The sequence below is a fragment of the Rahnella sp. CG8 genome, assembly GCF_023701875.1.
In the GTDB taxonomy this organism is placed as follows: Bacteria; Pseudomonadota; Gammaproteobacteria; order Enterobacterales; family Enterobacteriaceae; genus Rahnella; species Rahnella aceris.
The window spans coordinates 46462-63801 of record NZ_JABAED010000013.1 but is presented as its reverse complement, the minus strand read 5'-3'; the positions used below and the strand labels follow the sequence as shown (position 1 = coordinate 63801).

Annotated in this window: 19 protein-coding genes and 1 pseudogene; 15 read left to right on the top strand and 5 right to left on the bottom strand. The window is 55.2% G+C overall.

Annotation, left to right across the window (positions count from 1 at the left end):
- The first annotated feature begins 166 nt into the window (after positions 1 to 166).
- The 4 genes from HGO41_RS13920 to HGO41_RS13905 all read left to right on the top strand — a co-directional run bounded on the left by HGO41_RS13920 (position 167) and on the right by HGO41_RS13905 (position 4202).
- Entirely contained in the window at positions 167 to 940 is a 774-nt protein-coding gene (locus HGO41_RS13920; RefSeq protein WP_250981140.1) for a PFL_4669 family integrating conjugative element protein, read from the top strand.
- A complete protein-coding gene (locus HGO41_RS13915; protein ID WP_129544537.1) occupies positions 937 to 1452 on the top strand; it encodes a DUF3158 family protein in 516 nt (171 codons plus the stop codon). Before HGO41_RS13920 ends, HGO41_RS13915 begins: the two co-directional genes overlap by 4 nt.
- Positions 1449 to 1844 (top strand): single-stranded DNA-binding protein, encoded by a 396-nt coding sequence (locus HGO41_RS13910; RefSeq protein ID WP_129544538.1) that lies wholly within the window; start codon positions 1449 to 1451, stop codon positions 1842 to 1844. The genes HGO41_RS13915 and HGO41_RS13910 overlap by 4 nt, the downstream gene beginning before the upstream one ends.
- Positions 1845 to 2234: 390 nt before the next feature.
- Positions 2235 to 4202, top strand: coding sequence for a DNA topoisomerase III (locus tag HGO41_RS13905; protein WP_250981139.1), 1968 nt, complete (start codon positions 2235 to 2237; stop codon positions 4200 to 4202).
- 701 nt (positions 4203 to 4903) lie between these two features.
- Here HGO41_RS13905 and HGO41_RS25755 read toward each other — a convergent pair.
- Entirely contained in the window at positions 4904 to 5035 is a 132-nt protein-coding gene (locus tag HGO41_RS25755) for a hypothetical protein (RefSeq protein WP_285427205.1), read from the bottom strand.
- Positions 5036 to 5122: 87 nt separating this feature from the next.
- Here HGO41_RS25755 and HGO41_RS13900 point away from each other — a divergent pair, with 87 nt between their 5' ends.
- From HGO41_RS13900 to HGO41_RS13850, 11 genes and pseudogenes are all read left to right on the top strand, one after another.
- Positions 5123 to 5680 (top strand): hypothetical protein, encoded by a 558-nt coding sequence (locus HGO41_RS13900; RefSeq protein WP_129544540.1) that lies wholly within the window; start codon positions 5123 to 5125, stop codon positions 5678 to 5680.
- 112 nt (positions 5681 to 5792) lie between these two features.
- The gene (locus HGO41_RS13895; protein ID WP_129544541.1) at positions 5793 to 6071 is read left to right on the top strand and encodes a type II toxin-antitoxin system RelE/ParE family toxin; all 279 of its coding nucleotides are present in this window, start codon (positions 5793 to 5795) and stop codon (positions 6069 to 6071) included.
- 13 nt (positions 6072 to 6084) lie between these two features.
- Positions 6085 to 6369, top strand: a complete 285-nt coding sequence (locus HGO41_RS13890) for a HigA family addiction module antitoxin (RefSeq protein ID WP_129544542.1) — start codon at positions 6085 to 6087, stop codon at positions 6367 to 6369.
- 330 nt (positions 6370 to 6699) lie between these two features.
- Positions 6700 to 7455 (top strand): DUF5983 family protein, encoded by a 756-nt coding sequence (locus HGO41_RS13885; protein WP_165283122.1) that lies wholly within the window; start codon positions 6700 to 6702, stop codon positions 7453 to 7455.
- Positions 7456 to 7539: 84 nt separating this feature from the next.
- Positions 7540 to 7950: a hypothetical protein gene (locus HGO41_RS13880; protein ID WP_250981138.1), complete on the top strand. Its 411-nt coding sequence runs from the start codon at positions 7540 to 7542 to the stop codon at positions 7948 to 7950.
- 290 nt (positions 7951 to 8240) lie between these two features.
- Entirely contained in the window at positions 8241 to 9053 is an 813-nt protein-coding gene (locus HGO41_RS13875; protein ID WP_129544543.1) for a GTPase, read from the top strand.
- Positions 9054 to 9375: 322 nt separating this feature from the next.
- Positions 9376 to 9741: a DUF3085 domain-containing protein gene (locus HGO41_RS13870; RefSeq protein WP_129544545.1), complete on the top strand. Its 366-nt coding sequence runs from the start codon at positions 9376 to 9378 to the stop codon at positions 9739 to 9741.
- Between the two features lie 103 nt (positions 9742 to 9844).
- Positions 9845 to 10186 (top strand): hypothetical protein, encoded by a 342-nt coding sequence (locus HGO41_RS13865; RefSeq protein ID WP_250981137.1) that lies wholly within the window; start codon positions 9845 to 9847, stop codon positions 10184 to 10186.
- 489 nt (positions 10187 to 10675) lie between these two features.
- Positions 10676 to 11224, top strand: coding sequence for an STY4534 family ICE replication protein (locus tag HGO41_RS13860; protein ID WP_129544547.1), 549 nt, complete (start codon positions 10676 to 10678; stop codon positions 11222 to 11224).
- Positions 11225 to 11303: 79 nt separating this feature from the next.
- On the top strand, positions 11304 to 11558 hold the full coding sequence (locus HGO41_RS13855) for a DUF3275 family protein (RefSeq protein ID WP_502947382.1): 255 nt from the start codon (positions 11304 to 11306) through the stop codon (positions 11556 to 11558).
- Between the two features lie 331 nt (positions 11559 to 11889).
- A pseudogene (locus tag HGO41_RS13850) lies at positions 11890 to 12267 on the top strand (DUF932 domain-containing protein); the annotation flags it as partial.
- Positions 12268 to 12657: 390 nt separating this feature from the next.
- Here HGO41_RS13850 and cap3 read toward each other — a convergent pair.
- From cap3 to HGO41_RS13830, 4 genes are read right to left on the bottom strand one after another with little or no spacing between them, the layout of a single operon-like run.
- Positions 12658 to 13119: a CBASS system CD-NTase/cGAS isopeptidase Cap3 gene (cap3, locus tag HGO41_RS13845; RefSeq protein ID WP_250981136.1), complete on the bottom strand. Its 462-nt coding sequence runs from the start codon at positions 13117 to 13119 to the stop codon at positions 12658 to 12660.
- Positions 13109 to 14884: an E2/UBC family protein gene (locus HGO41_RS13840; RefSeq protein WP_250981135.1), complete on the bottom strand. Its 1776-nt coding sequence runs from the start codon at positions 14882 to 14884 to the stop codon at positions 13109 to 13111. Before HGO41_RS13840 ends, cap3 begins: the two co-directional genes overlap by 11 nt.
- 4 nt (positions 14885 to 14888) lie before the next feature.
- Positions 14889 to 16181, bottom strand: a complete 1293-nt coding sequence (locus HGO41_RS13835) for a CBASS cGAMP synthase (protein WP_250981134.1) — start codon at positions 16179 to 16181, stop codon at positions 14889 to 14891.
- A 6-nt stretch (positions 16182 to 16187) separates the two neighbouring features.
- Positions 16188 to 17273, bottom strand: a complete 1086-nt coding sequence (locus HGO41_RS13830) for a CBASS cGAMP-activated phospholipase (protein ID WP_250981133.1) — start codon at positions 17271 to 17273, stop codon at positions 16188 to 16190.
- Positions 17274 to 17340: the final 67 nt, after the last annotated feature.

Here is a 17340-nt window from a genome sequence, read left to right as displayed (position 1 = left end):
AATGTATATGTCCACAAGCAGCTATAGAGGGCTATACCACTGGTATAATTTTTGTAGCAACGTCAGAAACTATCAGGCGCACTCCCGTAACGGTTTGATAACTGACGGCCTTCCACCAAGTCGTAATCCTGACGACTCTGTTTCCATGAAACCAGGAGTCGTGACTATGGCTAGCGAAGAATCTTTACAGTTGAACCTCGGGTCACTGCGCAGCACCATGTCGCTGACCCTGCATACCCATCATGCATCGCGCATCTGGCGTGGTCGGGCACCCAGCGATGACCGACCAGGCATTGTCGGACTGTCTGGGTACGTTTCTGTCATGAACAAGATGAAGCGCGGCGCCGAACAGGACGACCCCTACAGTGACTGGTGGATGTTGAGGATTGAAGAAAAGCTGGAACAAACGCGCGCCATTCTCAAAGCCCTGAGCGAACAGATCGAGCAGGTCCTTGCCGGAGTCCCCTCAGCCCTGAGTCTCGGCGAAAATCTTAACGTACAACCGGTGAAACTGCCGCTGTTCGTCTCTTCCCAGCTCGGCTTTTCAGCCGTTTACCTGCTTGCCGAATTTGATGATCTTGCCAGGCGTCTGCTGCTGGCGCATCACGCCGCGCTGATTGACCGCAGCACCCTTGAGCGTTGGCTCAATGATGGCGCACATGCTCTTCGCAGCCTGTTTGCGCTGGCGCAGCAATACCGTTACTCCGGCGCAACGCGTGATGATTTTGCTGCTAATAATGCCGCAGCGCGAGCAGCCACAGAGAAATTCGGACCGCTTCCTCAGGACGTTCTGGATGGCACTCGCCGGTCTCGTTTTGCGCCGCCTATTCCCCGCCTCGATCAGTTGCGCGCCCAAGCCGATGCCAGGGTCAACGAAGAAGACCCTGTTACTGACGTTGAGGGTGCCAGCGAATTATCAGGGGAGAATGCGCCAATATGAACTCGAAATTTTCACCTCTGGAACAGGCTGACTTCCAACGTCTGGAACATGCTGCCTATCTAAAAGGCCTTTTAAAACCCTTTAAGGGTAAAGGGGAGATGGTAGTCTGGGCCAGCAAGTGCTTTCACTTGCGCGACGATTTGATCCGTTTGGCAGAACGTCGGGTATTGGAGCAGTGGGACCGGATTCCCTTCAACCTGCTATCCCTTCAACTTGCCCAGCAAAGGACTGGCGCAGGCACGACCTTTCTGCGCTGGCGCAATCTGGACAGGTCTCGTATGGGGGTCGCTATCTGGGAAGAGCTGTTACAGAACACCTCACCGAGCACCCAGCGATCGCTACTGAATGAGCTGTATGCCTTCGAACAGCAGCGCATCGTGGTGAATATGCAAGTCAGCCTGACCCATACCCTTGCTCGTCAGGCAGAGGAATGCGCCAACAAACTGGCCCATGCCGACAAGGTCTATCAACGATGTATCTGCACCATCAACCCGAAGGAGACACACACATGAGTACGTTTTTTCGCGGTGAGGGTAACATTGGCTCTGCGCCAGAATTTAGCGAATATCCCAACGGTAACGAGGAACCGCGCAGGGTCTTACGCCTGAATGTCTATTTCGACAACCCGGTACCGGTCAAGGATGGCTACGCGGACCGGGGCGGATTCTGGCGCCCCGTCGACTGGTGGCACAAGGATGCCGAAGATTGGTCGCAGTTGTTTCAAAAGGGTATGCGCGTGGTTGTGGTTGGACGGGAGGAACGGGACGACTGGACAGATGACAGCGGTCAGCCTCGCACCACTTACCGCATCAATGCCCGCAGCGTCAGCATTCTTCCCTATCGAATTGAGGCAGTGACGGTAAGCCCTAAAACGGTTGAGGATCCTCCATCGGACGCATCATAATCGGACGCAGGGAGTGGTTGTTCTGAAACATGACCACTCTCGTTTAATGATTTTTGTGATTCAGTCCAGCCCCCCAAGCCTAATTCTCTCGAGCGTATCTCCCGTAATCCTGTTGATGTCGCGGGGATCAGATCACCAGCTTCGTCGACGCCTAATTGGCGTAGTACAGATCATTCGCCGCATGCTGGCTGGTTCGGACGAAGACCGACATGTGCCGCCAATATTGTCGATCACGAGGTAATTTTTCCTCCGCGTGCTCAGCGTAGCCACACACTCCCTGACGCATATACCGAAAATACGGTGGCCAGCAGCCTCCGGTTTTCTGCTGTCACATAAGCATAGCATCGGCAGACTGGTACGCATCACATTATCAGACTGCAAGGTGTCCGTATGCGCATTTTTCTGTGCGAAAAACCATCACAGGGTAAGGATATTGCCCGGGTGCTGGGTGCAAAGCAACGCGGGAATGGTTGCTACAGGGGGGCTGGAATTGCGGTCACGTGGTGCATCGGACATCTGGTCGAAGCCGCACCTCCAGAGGCCTATGGCGACCAGTTCAAGCGCTGGAATATTGAGCAGCTTCCGATTATTCCCCAGCAATGGCGTGTCGAGGTCAAATCCAAAACTGCCAGTCAGTTCAAATCGGTTAAACAGCTTCTTGGTGAGGCATCCGAGCTGATCATTGCGACAGATGCCGACCGCGAAGGCGAAATGATCGCCCGGGAAATTATCGAACTGTGCGGCTACCGCGGCCCGATCCAACGCCTCTGGCTGTCGGCGCTCAACGACGCCTCTATCCGGAAAGCGCTGGGCGAACTGCGATCCTCGGCCGAGACCCTGCCGATGTACCACTCGGCGCTTGCGCGTTCGCGGGCCGACTGGCTTGTGGGCATGAATCTCAGCCGGTTGTTCACGGTGCTGGGGCGGCAGGCTGGCTACGACGGAGTACTGTCCGTCGGACGCGTCCAGACCCCGACACTCAAACTGGTCGTAGACCGTGACCGCGGAATCGCCGCCTTCGTGTCCGTACCGTACTGGGCTGTCGAGGTGTCCCTGTCCGCTGGCGACCAGGCTTTCACTGCGCAGTGGGTGCCGCCCGCATCCTGCACCGACGATGCGGGCCGGTGCCTGCAGAAGCCGGTGGCACAGCAGGTGGTACAGCAGATACGTATCAACGGGATCGTCCAGGTTGTCTCAGTCGAGACAGAGCGTGTACGGGAAGGCCCGCCGCTGCTGTTCGACCTGGGCACCTTGCAGGAAGTGTGCTCCAGGCAGTTTGGGCTGGACGTGCAGGAAACCCTGGAGATTGCCCAGGCCCTGTACGAGACGCACAAAGCCACGACGTACCCGCGTTCGGATTCCGGCTACTTGCCGGAGAACATGTTTGCCGAAGTCCCCACGGTACTCGACAGCCTGCTCAAGACCGATCCCATGCTGCGTCCAATGATGGGCCAGTTCGACCACAGCCAGCGCTCGCGGGTCTGGAATGACGGCAAGGTCACGGCGCACCACGGCATCATCCCAACACTTGAACCGACAAGCCTCTCAGCCATGAGCGAGAAGGAACTGGCAGTGTACAAACTCATCCGGGCTCACTATCTTGCGCAGTTTCTGCCGAACCACGAGTTTGACCGCACCGTGGCGAACCTTTCCTGCGGCCAGCACGCACTGTCTGCCAGGGGAAAACAGATCGTCGTCTCCGGCTGGCGCACGATCTTGGCCGAGCCACAGAGCGAGGAAGAAAACGACGCCTCACCGCGCAGCCAGGTACTGCCCGCATTATACGACGACCTGGTATGCCAGGTGGCTAGTGTAGATTTGAAGACACTCAAAACGCTGCCACCCCGGCCCTATACGCAGGGCGAACTCGTCAAGGCAATGAAGAGCGTCGCCAGACTGGTCTCGGAGCCACGACTGAAACAGAAGCTCAGGGAGACAACCGGCATCGGCACCGAAGCGACGCGCGCCAGCATTATCAGCGGCCTGCTTGCACGCGGCTACCTGCTCAGGAAAGGCCGGGCAATCCGCGCATCGGACACCGCTTTCACGGTGTTCGACACCGTGCCTGAGGCGATTGCAAACCCTGGCACTACGGCAGTCTGGGAACAGGCGCTGGACATGATTGAAGCAGGCCAACTCACACTCGACACGTTCATCGAGAAACAGTCCGCCTGGATCGCGCAACTTGTACAACAATACCGCAGCGTATCCTTATCCATTCGGCTCCCCCAGGGGCCATCATGCCCCGAATGCGGATCACCGATGCGCCAGCGCCCGGGTAAGAACGGACCATTCTGGTCCTGTACCCGTTACCCGGAATGCCGGGGCACGCTGTCGGTCAAGTCCGGCCCGACCTGACTCAGTACGTCGCGTAAGCGTCGCGTCCATACAAAGGCATCCTGATATGCCCGTTCTCCGTTGCCATATCGGCCTCCCAGAGGCGGCCTGGTTTTCCTCCCGCAGTCATGCGTGGACCCAGCGTGCTAACCCTTCTGCAAATGCGCGCGCGCCACACCATGCCAGTTCTGGCAACCAGGCGAGAAGGATATTTATCCCTGAGTCGCGCCGTCGATTCCCCTGACGTTCTGATGCTTCCGTCTTTTGCGAAGGGTCCCCTGCTGTCTGGCCAGCCAGAGCAAGCCATCAGGAGACCTTTCGGGGACGACGGTATTCATTGCCGTGCCCGACGGCGAAAAACCGGGCTCCCTTTGTGTGTGGATGCACGCCAGAGGTTATCGGCCACAGCCACGAAAACGGCCGGGTGCGATTGCTGGGACAGCGAACGGTTTTGACGACGACCGCATCCTGAAACAGCCCACGGGTGGTTTCCTCCTCCCGAGCCGAAGGCCTGCAGGCCTTCGGCTACTTCTTCTACATGTCGAGAATTCCGGGCAGTTAACAGGAGATCGAAACTATGTCTTTGCCACCTAATCCCTCTTCGAAGGTGCCACTGCAGTACGGTAGCGTCTGTAGGGGGTATTGAAGCCGCCTGCAGCAACACCTCTCTTAGTGGAAGAAAACCATAGCGCTTTGTTGGGCGACGGATAGCTCGTCCGGCGTCATTCTTGCCCCGGTTTCGCTGATTCGTCAGCCCCAGCCAGCAGCCAGGGTTCCAGGCTGCCGTGGGTATCCACCCACGCTCCCACCAGTCCGCATCGCATCGCCCAGGCGGACACTGCCTTCACAGGCACCGATGTCTCTTTCTCCAATCACGGAAGGAACGCCCCGCCCCGCAGGGCCGCCGCGTTACCTTTCCCTGTAGCTCACAAGGAATGCTTATGAAAACCACCATCAAGCAAGACCGCATCGCCCTCAAGAACCTCAAGGTCGCCGAGTTCGCCAGCGAAGAAACGCTGTGCTTCACTGCCACCGTGCTGTTCGACGGCTCAGCCATTGCAGAAGCCAGTAATGGCGGCTACGGCGGCCCCACCGACGTCAGCCCACTCCAGGGCAAGGCCGCACTGCTGGCCGAAGCTGAAGCGTTTGCCAGGAGCCTGCCCCCCGACAGACTGGAAAGCAGTGCCTCCGGCGATGCCGATGCACCATTCATCATCGACGTCACTCTCGACTATCTGGTCGACCTCCTGGCCACCGCACAGCATGCCGATCGCAAGCTGCGTACCGCGTATTCCCGTGACATCAACAACAAGGTGCTGTTCATCAAGGACGGCAAGCTGCTGTTCCTTAAACGCGTCAAGCTCAAGACCATCGCCGACCGCACCACCTACTTCGCGAAGCTACGCGAGCAGCAGAAGCAACCCATCGTCATCCTGGCCGAGCTACCGCCGGATGAGGCTTTCGCCTTGTGGAAGCAGCACGTCCTGGGCAGCAAATAATCCCTGACCACCCTGCCGCCTTGTGCGGTCCTGATCCAGAAGGAGCAAACTGCATGGACTCCCAACCGTTGCACTTGAAAAGTGTAAGGTCAGGCCTTACACTCTGGCTATCGTGATCCGATCTTTCCGCCACAAGGGGCTTCGGGCGCTGCACCAGCGTGGGGACACATCTGGCGTTCACGCCGGTCATGTTCCCCGCCTGCGGCGTCTGCTGGCATCCCTGGACGTGGCGCAGATCCCAAGCGACCTGGACCGGCCCGGCAACCGGCTGCATCCCCTCAAGGGGAAGCTCGCCGGTTTCTGGTCGGTTAGTGTGTCAGGCAACTGGCGCGTCATCTTCCGGTTCGACGGCTCCGACGTGGAGCTGATCGATTACCTGGACTATCACTGAGCAGGAGGTCGATATGGCTATGCACAATCCTCCCCATCCGGGTGAAGCGTTGCGCGAGGACGTGCTGCCCGCGATCAACATGACGGTGGCGGGCCTGGCCCGGCACATCGGTTACTCGCGAGGGCAGCTCTCTACCGTGCTGAACGGGCACGCAGCGATCAGCGCAGATCTTGCCCACCGGCTTGAGTTGGCCGGACTGGGCAGCGCGCGGCAATATCTCGCCGAGCAGGCGGCTTATGACCTGTGGCAGGCCGAGCACAGAGAACACCCGCCGATCACACGCCTGCAGTTCGCCTGATCTCCGTTTTTCCAGGCACACCAGCAGCCCCGCATTTGCGGGGCTTTTTCATGCGCGCAGCATCAATCGGGCAGCGCAGGATTACCATTTTTTGCTGACTCTGCCACAGCAGCGCAAGAAGCTGACTGCATGTGTTGCTGACATTGTCAGCGCCATGCCTGCAGCCGGGGTCCTGAGGCTGCCGCAGTTTTACCGCGCGACCCTCCAGTCCGCAACGCATCGAGTCCGCGGACGCGCACCAGCCCAGGTGTCGATGCCTTTTTCCCCAACAGAAACGACGACGCAGCACATCTCGCGCTGCCTTCCTTTTATCTGCAAAGGAGATCTCCCATGGCCCTTTCCCCCTCATCTGAGAATCCCATCATAGATAGTCCATCCAATCCTTTCGCACGCGGGTATTACGGTTTCGAGATCTGGCGCACCGTCGTTATCAGCTACGACGATCGCCATCCCCAGACTTTCCTGCCGCTACACCCATCGCAGGCACACCTGGCCAATGAACAGGTGGCCCACCGTGCATGCATCTTCAACGAGGAGTTCGCGCTGATCACGGAAGACCAAATCGTGCCAGCCGAACTCGATGCGCTCTGCTTCGGCAGTGGCTCCATACAGGCGGTGGTCCACAGCATCTACGGCAGGGTCCCCGAAGACGGCCTCATCCACATTGGCGACAGCTACTCGCTGGAGACCGCGCAGGCGATAGTGCGCAATCTGCAATTCGAGACGGGCTTTTACAGTCGCGCCTGGGAGATCAGCAGCGCTCACCTCACTCAAAAGGGCAGCAACTGCCTGATGGAATGGGCGGACATCAACATGCCGACCGACTTACTGTTCATCGCGTTTCATATGCCGTACAGCCCGGCAATCGGCGTCAAGCTGCTCTCCACTCCCTGGACGGATACCCATCTGCAGGATGTGGAAGGCATCACCGCCGAGGAACTGCGACAAACGTTCCACGACAAGGGCATGCCTGAATGCCTGGTTAATGCCTTGTCTCTGGCCGGCCGGGCGGACGTGCGGTTGCTGATCTTCGATGCCGATGCTGCCGTGCTCGACGGCCTGCCGCTTTACGACGACTGGGCCTGACGGCCCGATTCACTTCATTGTCAACGTTGCGGGCTGCCACACCCGCAAAGGTGAGTAGCCCGCTCCTGTTACAGGAGACTCATCATGCTTCATAAGAACGTGAACTTGCACACCTTGCTGCTGCAACTCACAAACATCGTCCGTGACCTGTGCCAGCACCAAATCGACAGGAGCAGACTGCCCGACAACCTCAACCTCGATGCCATCGTCAATGGTCTGATGGGCGAGCACGGCCTTGAGCCGGACTTCGACCAGCAGTTTGGGGCCTGCATCAACGCCATGAGCCAGGATGATGCCGTGGGACACACACTGGTACTCCAGCGCCACGACGCCGAACTGCGCATGCACGAGATCGCCCCCCTCAGCCTGCTTGATACCGACATCGACCGCTACGAGATGATTTTGTTCGATGGCGGCAACAGCCACGGCGACCGCTGGAAGCATGTGTTCTTCCCCGCGCAGCGGGCGCATTGCTTCGTGTACGAAAACCTCTGATCAACCCGCAGCCCCCGGACACCCGGGGGCCTTTTCCTGTCCGCGCTGAATCAATGCGGGAACGCCGGGATATGATTTGTTCCGCGCGCCGTCGTGTTGCCCCGGCCATGCTGGCCCCATGTCAGCTGGTGTAACCAGCAGCATCCCAGGCAGTCCAGACCTTCGAGACTGCGGTGTTTCGGCACTGGTCATCCTCATCGCCGGACGCATCCCGCGTCCATTCACCTCACCGCAAGGGACCCATCCCTTACGGGCTGGAAGTCCCTTGTTTTATTTCCAGGAGAACTTCCATGAACCGTTCCATCATCGAGAGCCAAATATCCTCGCTCGTTTCGGCCTACGTTCCACGCAACGTCCGTTCGTTCAAGTACCGCATCTTCGACGGTCTGCCGCAGCCGAACATGCTCGGTTTCTGTATGGACCCCACCCCCTTCGATGGCAAAGTCATCGCCAGGACCGACGATGCGATCATCCTCAAGACCGGCCGTGCCGAATTCGCTGTGCTCGATCAGCAACTGGTCACCGCCACGCCCGACGAGGGCGCTCACGTGCATGTCAGCCCCTATGCACGGCGCCGTTTCGACGGATTACGCGCGGACACGCCGGAGGAGCGAACTGAGTATTCGTCGGATGGCAAGCCCTACACCATCAAGACGCACATCCTCGGTTCAGCACCGGCCAAACTGCCCATCCCCGAGCCGAAATGCCCGGAACTGCACGACCTCATCCGGCAACTGGAAGAACTGCCGGCGCCTGATCGCTTCCGCAAGATAACGCATCTGCTGGTCGATGCCGGAGCGAAGGACTTCACCTGGGTCGATCCGACGCCGGACAAAATCATCGAAACGCCGCCTGCGATCAGCTTCTCCGTCTCAACAGCAAAGTTCGTGGGCCGGGTCACCGTGCTCTATGACCGAGCTGGCGACGTATACGTGATCGAGCTACGCCAGGGCGACGAGCTGGTCGAGCGCATCGACGAGGTGTATTTCGACAGCCTCGGCGAAGTGCTCGAACGCCTCATCGACGACGGGCGCTGGCGCCTGATCGACGTGAACGTGATCGACGCCAGACCCGCCCGCAGACGCCAGGCGTTGCTGGAGTGACGTTCATGGCAAGCGACTCCTGGGTAGTGTATTCGCCCAACGAGTCGGCCATCAGTGGCAGCACGGGCTTCTGGTCCAACAAGTTCGGTTGGGTCCCGCTCGATCAGGCGACATGTTTCACAGCCGATAAGGCCCGTGACGCAGTGCTGCCGATATCGGTCGGCCACGACGCGCGGCTCGTTCCCCGGCGTGAGGCCCAACAGTTCTACAGCTGACCTCAAGACTTCCAGCCCCGGCTTTCCATCAACCGGTCATGTACCGCAGCGGCTCTCCATCCAGAGGGTTGGGGAGCTTTCACTATTCCACACAGGAGATTCCGTCCATGTCACTACGTTTCAAAGGTGCCGACTTACGCCCTGTGCTCACCGAAGCCAAGGCGAACAAATGCCGCGTCGTCCTGGTAAAGGACCACGGCGTCTACTTCCTTGCCGAGCGTGGTGAGCGAACGCCAGAGGGGCGTCAGAAGCTGCTGGCCTATGCCATCGGCTGCAACCCTGACATCGACCCGTTCGATGACTGGTGGGAACTCGCCCAAGCCGAGTTGGGAGGGGACGATTTCGCAGAACGTTTCGAACTGCAGGACAGCGTGTTCGCACGCATCCTGAGCAGCGAGGACGATCTCAAACTATCCGCCACGCCGACACAACTGTTCCTGCAAGCCGTTTCACCCACTCAGAGCGACGACTGAACGACGAACCGATCGCGCTGCTCACAGTCGCGACGTTTCATTCACCCGCCGGAGTCCTGTCCCAGCGAGGGAGGACTCCGGTTTCTTACTGGAGATATCCATCATGCCAGCAATTACCTGCAGCACATCCTCACAACCTATCGGCGATAACGGTCTCGCGTTTGATGAAACCGCGTGGCGGGCCGTCTGCGAAAAGATCGCCGTACAAGCCAGCAACGGCTGCGGACTGTCTCACGACTTTTACGTCGAACGCTTCAGTTCGGAGATTGAACGACACATCGATCGACTGCCCGAAAACCAACGGGCACAAGCTCTGCAGATCGCGCAGGACTGGGATTACACAACATCTGCCGAGAGGCAGGAAACCCACGACTGGAATGCCGAGCACGGCTACTGCACGCACGGAATCGAGCTGGGTTGTTGCCCTGCCGGTTGCGGTTCATAACAACACACTGCTCCAACCAAGCCCCCTTGATGGGGGCTATTTTTCGTGTGGAGTTCCGCACGGCCTGTCTGGCGCACCTTCCCGATCGAAAGGCCTGGATGCCGGCAGCATGCGAGATGTGTCCCACGAAGATGTCCGCACGCAAGCCCCCACTCAAGTGCGCTGACCGAACAATAGGGCTACGAACCAGTACCGATTCCGAATAGCTGGCCGGCGCAGCGGATGCCACTCTACCGCCATGCTGCGCTGACCTCGGTCAGCAACATGCCCAGGTAGCCACGATCTTCAAGGCTACGTCGCGGTTCCGTCCGCGTGATCGCACCAGTTCGCACTCGGCATCCAAGCGCGAACGACCGTCGAGCAATCAGCGGTGATGCCACCCTAGTTGTTGCCGGATCTCACGATCTATCAACCCGCGCGGGGGTTACACACTTCCCGAACGGGGTCGGTGTGTCTCCGCATTCTTGTCCTCAAGTCTGGAGATTCACCATGACCACTTCCACCGAAAAGTCCTTTTTCGACCTGCACATCACCGGCCTCGGCTATCTCAATCGCATCCGCGAAGTAAAGCCGAAGAAAGGTGATCCCTTCCTGGCCTGCGATATCGCTGCGCTCAATGGTCCGAGCGACGATGTCTCGTATGTGCGCTTCGATACGCGCGTTTCAGGCACAGATGCCCAGCACCTGGTGCGTCGCTGCATCGATGCCGTCGAGGCGGAAAAGAAAGTGATGATCGGGTTCCGTATGGGCGACCTGTGGGCCGACACTTTCACCTATTCAAAGGGGAAGCGTACCGGTGAACAGGGCGTCAGCCTGAAGGCCCGCCTGCTGTTTATCAGTTGGATAAAGGTCGATGGCGTCCTGAAGTACAAGGCCGAAACCAAGCCGGTCAAGTCCGAACAGGATGTTGCGGAGCAATCCGCTGCACCGGCTCCTGTTCCTCAGGAAGAGCCGGCTCCGGAACTATCAGAGTCGGTTGCCGAACCTGCAGACGAAGCCGCTGATGCACAAGCACCAGCACTGTCCGAGTCGTTCTGATCCGCAAGGCCCCCTCACCGGGGGCTTGTTCTTTTCATCAACCGAGCATCGCTGACACGGTGTTGTCCGAAAGGCCCGGTTGGCCATCAAGACCATCCGCGGCAGGAACGGCGACTTCAATGTCGACCGCCTGACAACCAGCATTAGCGAGTTCGTCATCAAGAATGTCGAACTGAGCCAGTATGACGAAGGCAAATATGACGGTGATTGCGTTATCACCGAAATTCGTCCCTCAATCTACAAAACCAGTGGATGGATGGTCATCGAAATCCGCGCCCACCTGGTCGGGATGACCCTCTCGAACATCGAACGACTGAACAAGGACGAAACCTAACCGCACCAACAGCGGCTGTACCTTGCTGCAGAGCTATCTCAACGAGTGGGGCGACAAGTCGATGGTTGAATCTGTTCATCCCTTTTACTCCAGCTGCCCTCTCAGCTATCTGGAACGTGCATCCACTTAATCGCCGAAATGGCGAGCGGGTGTACGGTAGTACTACGATCACAGGCACATAGCGCGTTCGGCATCTGCCATTCCAGCCCCCTGAAATTCCTGTCCACCAGTCTTCTGACTGTCCCTGCATTGCAGATTTTCAACGCATGCGTGCGCGTCTGACGTTGTGCCAGCCGTCGATGTCGCTTGCCCAATCCTCAAGGAGATAGACATGCAACTCGCATCTCGTTTCGCATCACGTACCCCGGTACTGCGTACAGATCATCCGCTGTCGGATGACCAGATTATCGCAGTCGCTCCCTCCATTTTCGCGGATACACCGCATGAAAGCCGCTCCGAACGGTACAGCTATATACCAACCTCCGCCGTGCTGGCTAAACTACGCAATGAAGGGTTCGAGCCCTTCATGGTGTGCCAGACCCGTGTGCGTCATGAAGATCGTCGCGACTTCACGAAACACATGCTCCGCCTTCGCCATGCAAGCCAGATCAACAGCAAAGAGGCGAATGAAATCATCTTGCTCAATTCGCATGATGGCACCAGCAGCTATCAAATGCTGGCTGGCATGTTCCGTTTATGTCCCGCAGGACATAAACGGAACTATGTGCAGTAAAGAACTATGTCCTGATATTTTTCAATCTTCTGATTTTGTTTAATTTAAAACTTATTTTTGTATGTATAGAAAAGGCTTTACTGACGCACTAGCTAGATATTTGCATGCAACTGACCGCTCATACGCAATTTGCTTAATCAACAGTTTGCAAATTACTAGATCGCTTTCAGTAAGGTCTGAGGGGTGAAAAGAGTCATCAAGTTCGTGCTCATTTTTATAAAGTGAGGAGCCGGCGTTATACTTTAAGAGCTCTAGGGCAACAAGGGATCGAGAGGTATCTAAATCTGTAATGAAGATTCGAAGATTATGGTATGCAGTTCTGGAAAGCATCAAGACACTTCAGTAGGAGACGGCTTATCCTCGTGGTTATGTCTTTGTGAGAGTCATTATAACGTCTTCCGTTTTCTTTGCAGCCCACAGGTGTTTTCTTCCCACAATGATGAGAACCATGGGGACGGAAGCAGTCAAATACATTCGCCAGCTTTGTCTGTCACGCGATGATGGCTGCGGGTAATCTTCTGGGTGTGTATGCCACTCTCCAAGATATTGCAGTGTGCCTGAAGAGTTACGAAAAGCATCATTCACTACTGCCTGATGGTGCGTTCCGCAACGATCCACAGACGAGCGGCTTTGCAGGTCCCCCTCTCCTGGCTCAGAAATGGTATGGATTACCAGATGAGCACCACGACGTTCGCCGATTAGAACTCCCGCCGCCTCATGACTGTCTGGAGTCAACTGGCGAAAAGAAAGCAGCCGGCTCAGCACATTGGAAGTGATAACCACAAGGTGGCCACTGGCGTCCTCAAAAGTAAGTTCGTTAATGGCCATGGCATATTCCACACCGAGGATGAGCCGGTAAAAGTTGTTGTTTTCTAGTCCGCCCACATTCAAGCATATGTTCGCTGTATGTCCAGCGCCTCGCAGGTTCAAGAGTGGTCAGAACAGCTTCCTGCATCATTCCCGCTGTCATGATGCTAACAGCGGCGTCATAGGGGGTGTAAGTACTACCGCAGCTTATGTGCCGTTCGCCTTTCATGTCTAAGTCCTTAAATCTCAGGTCAATGCCGTTTTTATAGAAAGCCTCGTCTGCGAAAAGGCATCCATAGCAACAGCTACCGTCATCAACAATGACCTTTGATGCTCGCCCATTACCATCATTAAAGCCATGGACCAGAATGGGGCGATCAGCTGGTTTCAGCGTCCTCGCCACCCAGGCAAGACGTCCAGAGACAGGCGGTCTCCCTGTGGCGTCAATCACGATATCGTAGAGCTTAAGCTGGCTCTCATTGATGGGAAAACGTATAGGAAATGCTTCAATATTCTGAGCAAGGTGTGAGGACGATGTCAGCGTCAGGACGAGCGCTTCAGCTTTGTTCCTGCCCACGTCGGACGTTGTGAGTGCATGTCGGCCAAAGTTCGCGGGCTTAAATTGGTCGCTGTCAAAGAGGTGAAATTTCTTCTCTCCGCAACCAGCACCGGAACGCAGTAACAGACCAGCAAGGTAGCCGCCGATCGTCCCGCAGCCAATAAGCGCAATATTCTTGGTGCTCAGGTCACCTGGCTCTGTTCCCCGACGATTTCGACTGAGAATCGACTGTCTATCGGCCTTCACTACCCCCACGCGATAGAATTTTCGAACCGCATGTTTTGAAGATAATGTGTTGGCAAGGTGGCTGAAATTAACGCGGCTTGCTTTGCCTTTCCTACGGCTTTTGGGCGACTGATATGAGTTCAGAGCTAGGGCAGCCAGATCAAGTTCAACCCAAAATCCGACCATATCCTGATTAATAACATCCAGCAGTATCAGATGTCGTTTTACTGGGTGCTTAATAAAGTGCTCAATAAGATGTAACCAAGCTACGTTATCAACTTCGGCAAGCCAGCTTAGAACAGCCCTGAAATTTTCGGGGGGCCAAGTTACACCAGCCAGCCGTGTAGGTCTGATTTCTATTTTGCGAGAGAGTGTCCCTCGCGCATCTTGAAGAACTAAATTTCTCTGGGTCAGCCAAGCATCGCGTTCGGGAAGATTTTCATCATCACAGACAACTAACTCATCATTCTCATCTGCATGCACACTTTTCGTGGTGCAAGTGAAGCAATTTAGTTCTTTCAGTCGCATGGTATCTGACAGCAGATAAGCAGTGTACTTGGGTAACCAATAGGAAGAAAACTCCCCCTCCATCTCAGCATTAACAGCCGTGTTTGCTCCGACAGCACTAACTGAATTTTTAAGGGTTAAACCTATCTGGTGGTCAACACTTCTGAAAATCCCCAGTAGGTCATTTGCATCCCAGTTAGCCTCCATCTCTTCTACATAGCAGAGGTGCCAGCCCATATTGACATGAGGTAATAACCGTCCGTTGAATTGCTCAGGTGCCTGCAAAATAAAAGCAGCAGGGAGCCTTGTATAAGGATCATCTGTAAGTGCAAGGGCAACCCTGAAAGCACCCGCAACCGTGGGGTACTCTTTGACATAGAATCCCGCGTCATTGTTCAGAAGAACCAGCGGAGAGTCCTGGGGAATATATCGGGCGTTGGTATAAACATAACCGCAGCCCAGTAAAATCTGATGCCTTTGGCGAATCAAATCCATGCTGTTAACCACTGATCATTGTCTGGCTAATAGCTACGGGTTTCAGAGCTTGAGTGGGTTCTTCTTTGTAGGCTGGGCCCGTTCTCTTCATGTCAATGAGATTGCAGTCTGTCACGCGTTTGCCGAAGGCTTTATTAAGAGCTTCCAAAGCATTTTCCTTTGTCGCGGCAGCATCTGCTTCAGCTAGAATCTCATTTAACTCTTTGAGCTTGCTCACTACCTCTCGTTCCCATTCGCCATGTTCATTTGCTGGCGGAAAAAGCGGTTTCAGATCTGTATGGTCCGGGCTATCAACGCCGTCGCTGAATTCTGAGGGCAGATGTTTGGCAATCAGTTTAATGGTTTCCCCGAGATCACTGCTGTCATGAGGATGCTTATTTAGGATGTTCAACGTGGCGGCCATGAGAGATATGGACGACGGCCCCTTAATTTTCCACTGAGCATCACGCCAAGCTTTCATATAACGGCAGACTTTCTTTAGGTGCCAGCCGTTAAGGCGGCAACTGTCAAGAAACCAGTCTTCAACGATTTTGGGATCGCTTTTGGCCCATTTTTGTTCACCTTCTCTTAATGCGAGGTTCACGGAGGTGGAGTCCAGTTCATATTTATCCCTGTTCTGCATCCATGCATCAGCTCGGGCATCATTTGAATCAAAGGTCATCTGCCTGAATGATTCCAGCGCTACTTCTTTTTGCAGGAATTGCTCTTCAGGGATAGCGTACATTGGAACATCAATGTGAGTGTTTTTTCCAGGGATACGGATCCGGGCACAGGTCCGCTTTGCCTCAAAAGACCAGCCGGGATTTTCAGCGACAAGAGATTTAAGTGACGTGTCAACAAGCAGAAGTAGAAGGCGGTGACCAATCACCGGTTTTTCATCAAAGAGGGCCATGGGCAGATAAGTCCCGTCATCAATGTCCATTTCCTGAGGCGGTGTACTGTAAGGACTGTTGAGGGTGTCATACTGAAAACTTCCCTGAGTCCAAAACCGTGGTGTCAGCCGTAAAAAAGCCTCGCGGGCTTGTTCGCTGAGCCCTTGAATGAGTTGTGCCAACTCGTCCTGCGCCTCTGGTGAAAGGTGCCTGAAATGGGTACCTACAACTTTTTGCCTAATGCTCCATTCAGAAGTATTTCCTTCATCTGCCAGTTTTTTGGCCTCCTCAAAAACGTCTCTTGTTCGTGATCTGATCAGTTTACGAAGTGCCTTGAGAGCATCGAATTCTTTATCACTCAGCTTCAGCTTGCTGATCAAACCGTCAGTTCTGTTGGTATAATAACGGTGAAAATTCCAACTCATGATGTTTTACTCCTTGGTAGCCATAACCTTACGAATGAACGGGGCTGCGGGCGTCATGAAAAAAGCCCTGAGCTGGGTATTTTTGGTAAATTCATCTGTGGCAAGTTGTTTACCTCGGCTAGCGAGATTACGCAGGCTGCTCTCGCTGGCGTTATCTAGGGTAATGTCTGAAGCTGCCTCATTGGGAATTTTATCATCCAGATAAACGTAGTTATCCATTGCGCCTTTACGCCGGAGTTCTCGCTGAAGTATCGCTCTGTGCAGAAGCTGATTTGCCGTCATTGTTGTCAGTACAAGTCGTTCGCCTGCGCCCCATAAACCGGCATAGCCGTTATTTTTTTTGGACGCCAGTACAGCGGGGCTGACAGTATATTCTTCACCGAGCGTACCAATGTTCAGTATGCTGATATTGCTGATGTCAGCTCCCGGAAAATCCGACTGCATATCATTGATGACTTCGTACATGCCTATTAAGCTAGGATTGTTGGCGATCAGGCCGCCATCGGCAAAATATGCATCCAGTTCATCACAATAATGGGGAGCAAAGTATGAGGGAGCAGCGGAGGTAGCCATAGCAGCATCCAGCAATGTGAGGCGTCCATCACGGTTAAATTCCGGATTATGGGGCGTCTTGAAAAACTGCGGCTTGCCTGTAGAAAGATTAACGGCCGGTATCATTACTCGGCGTTGCAGGTCATTAAAAGTAGTGGTTTTACCAACCATACTTTCGACCGTCTCTGCGAGTGGATTTGAGTCATAGAGAGGTTGCCTAAGTAGGCGAAGGGTTCTGCGTGATTTCGGGAATAACCACGGAGACTTTTGCGCTGGGAAAATAATTGGAGCCTGCTTTCGGAATACTCCCTCCAGCTGACGTGCCGTTTTTCCTGATGCTAGACCTAGGGCCAGAATACCACCAATAGAGGTGCCTGTTATCAGGTCAAAGTAATCGCCAGCATTTACATTGGTACTGCCCGTCGTCTGTTCAATTATCCGCTCGATTTCAGCAAGAACATTGATGGTGAAAAGTCCTCTTGCTCCGCCACCATTGAGACTGAGGATTTTAATCTTGTCGCTTTCCACCTGCTCTGACATGTTAACTCCCGGCTGTAGTAGTTAAATATTTATCTGGGGGATGGGTATAGAATTTTCAAGTGGGCAT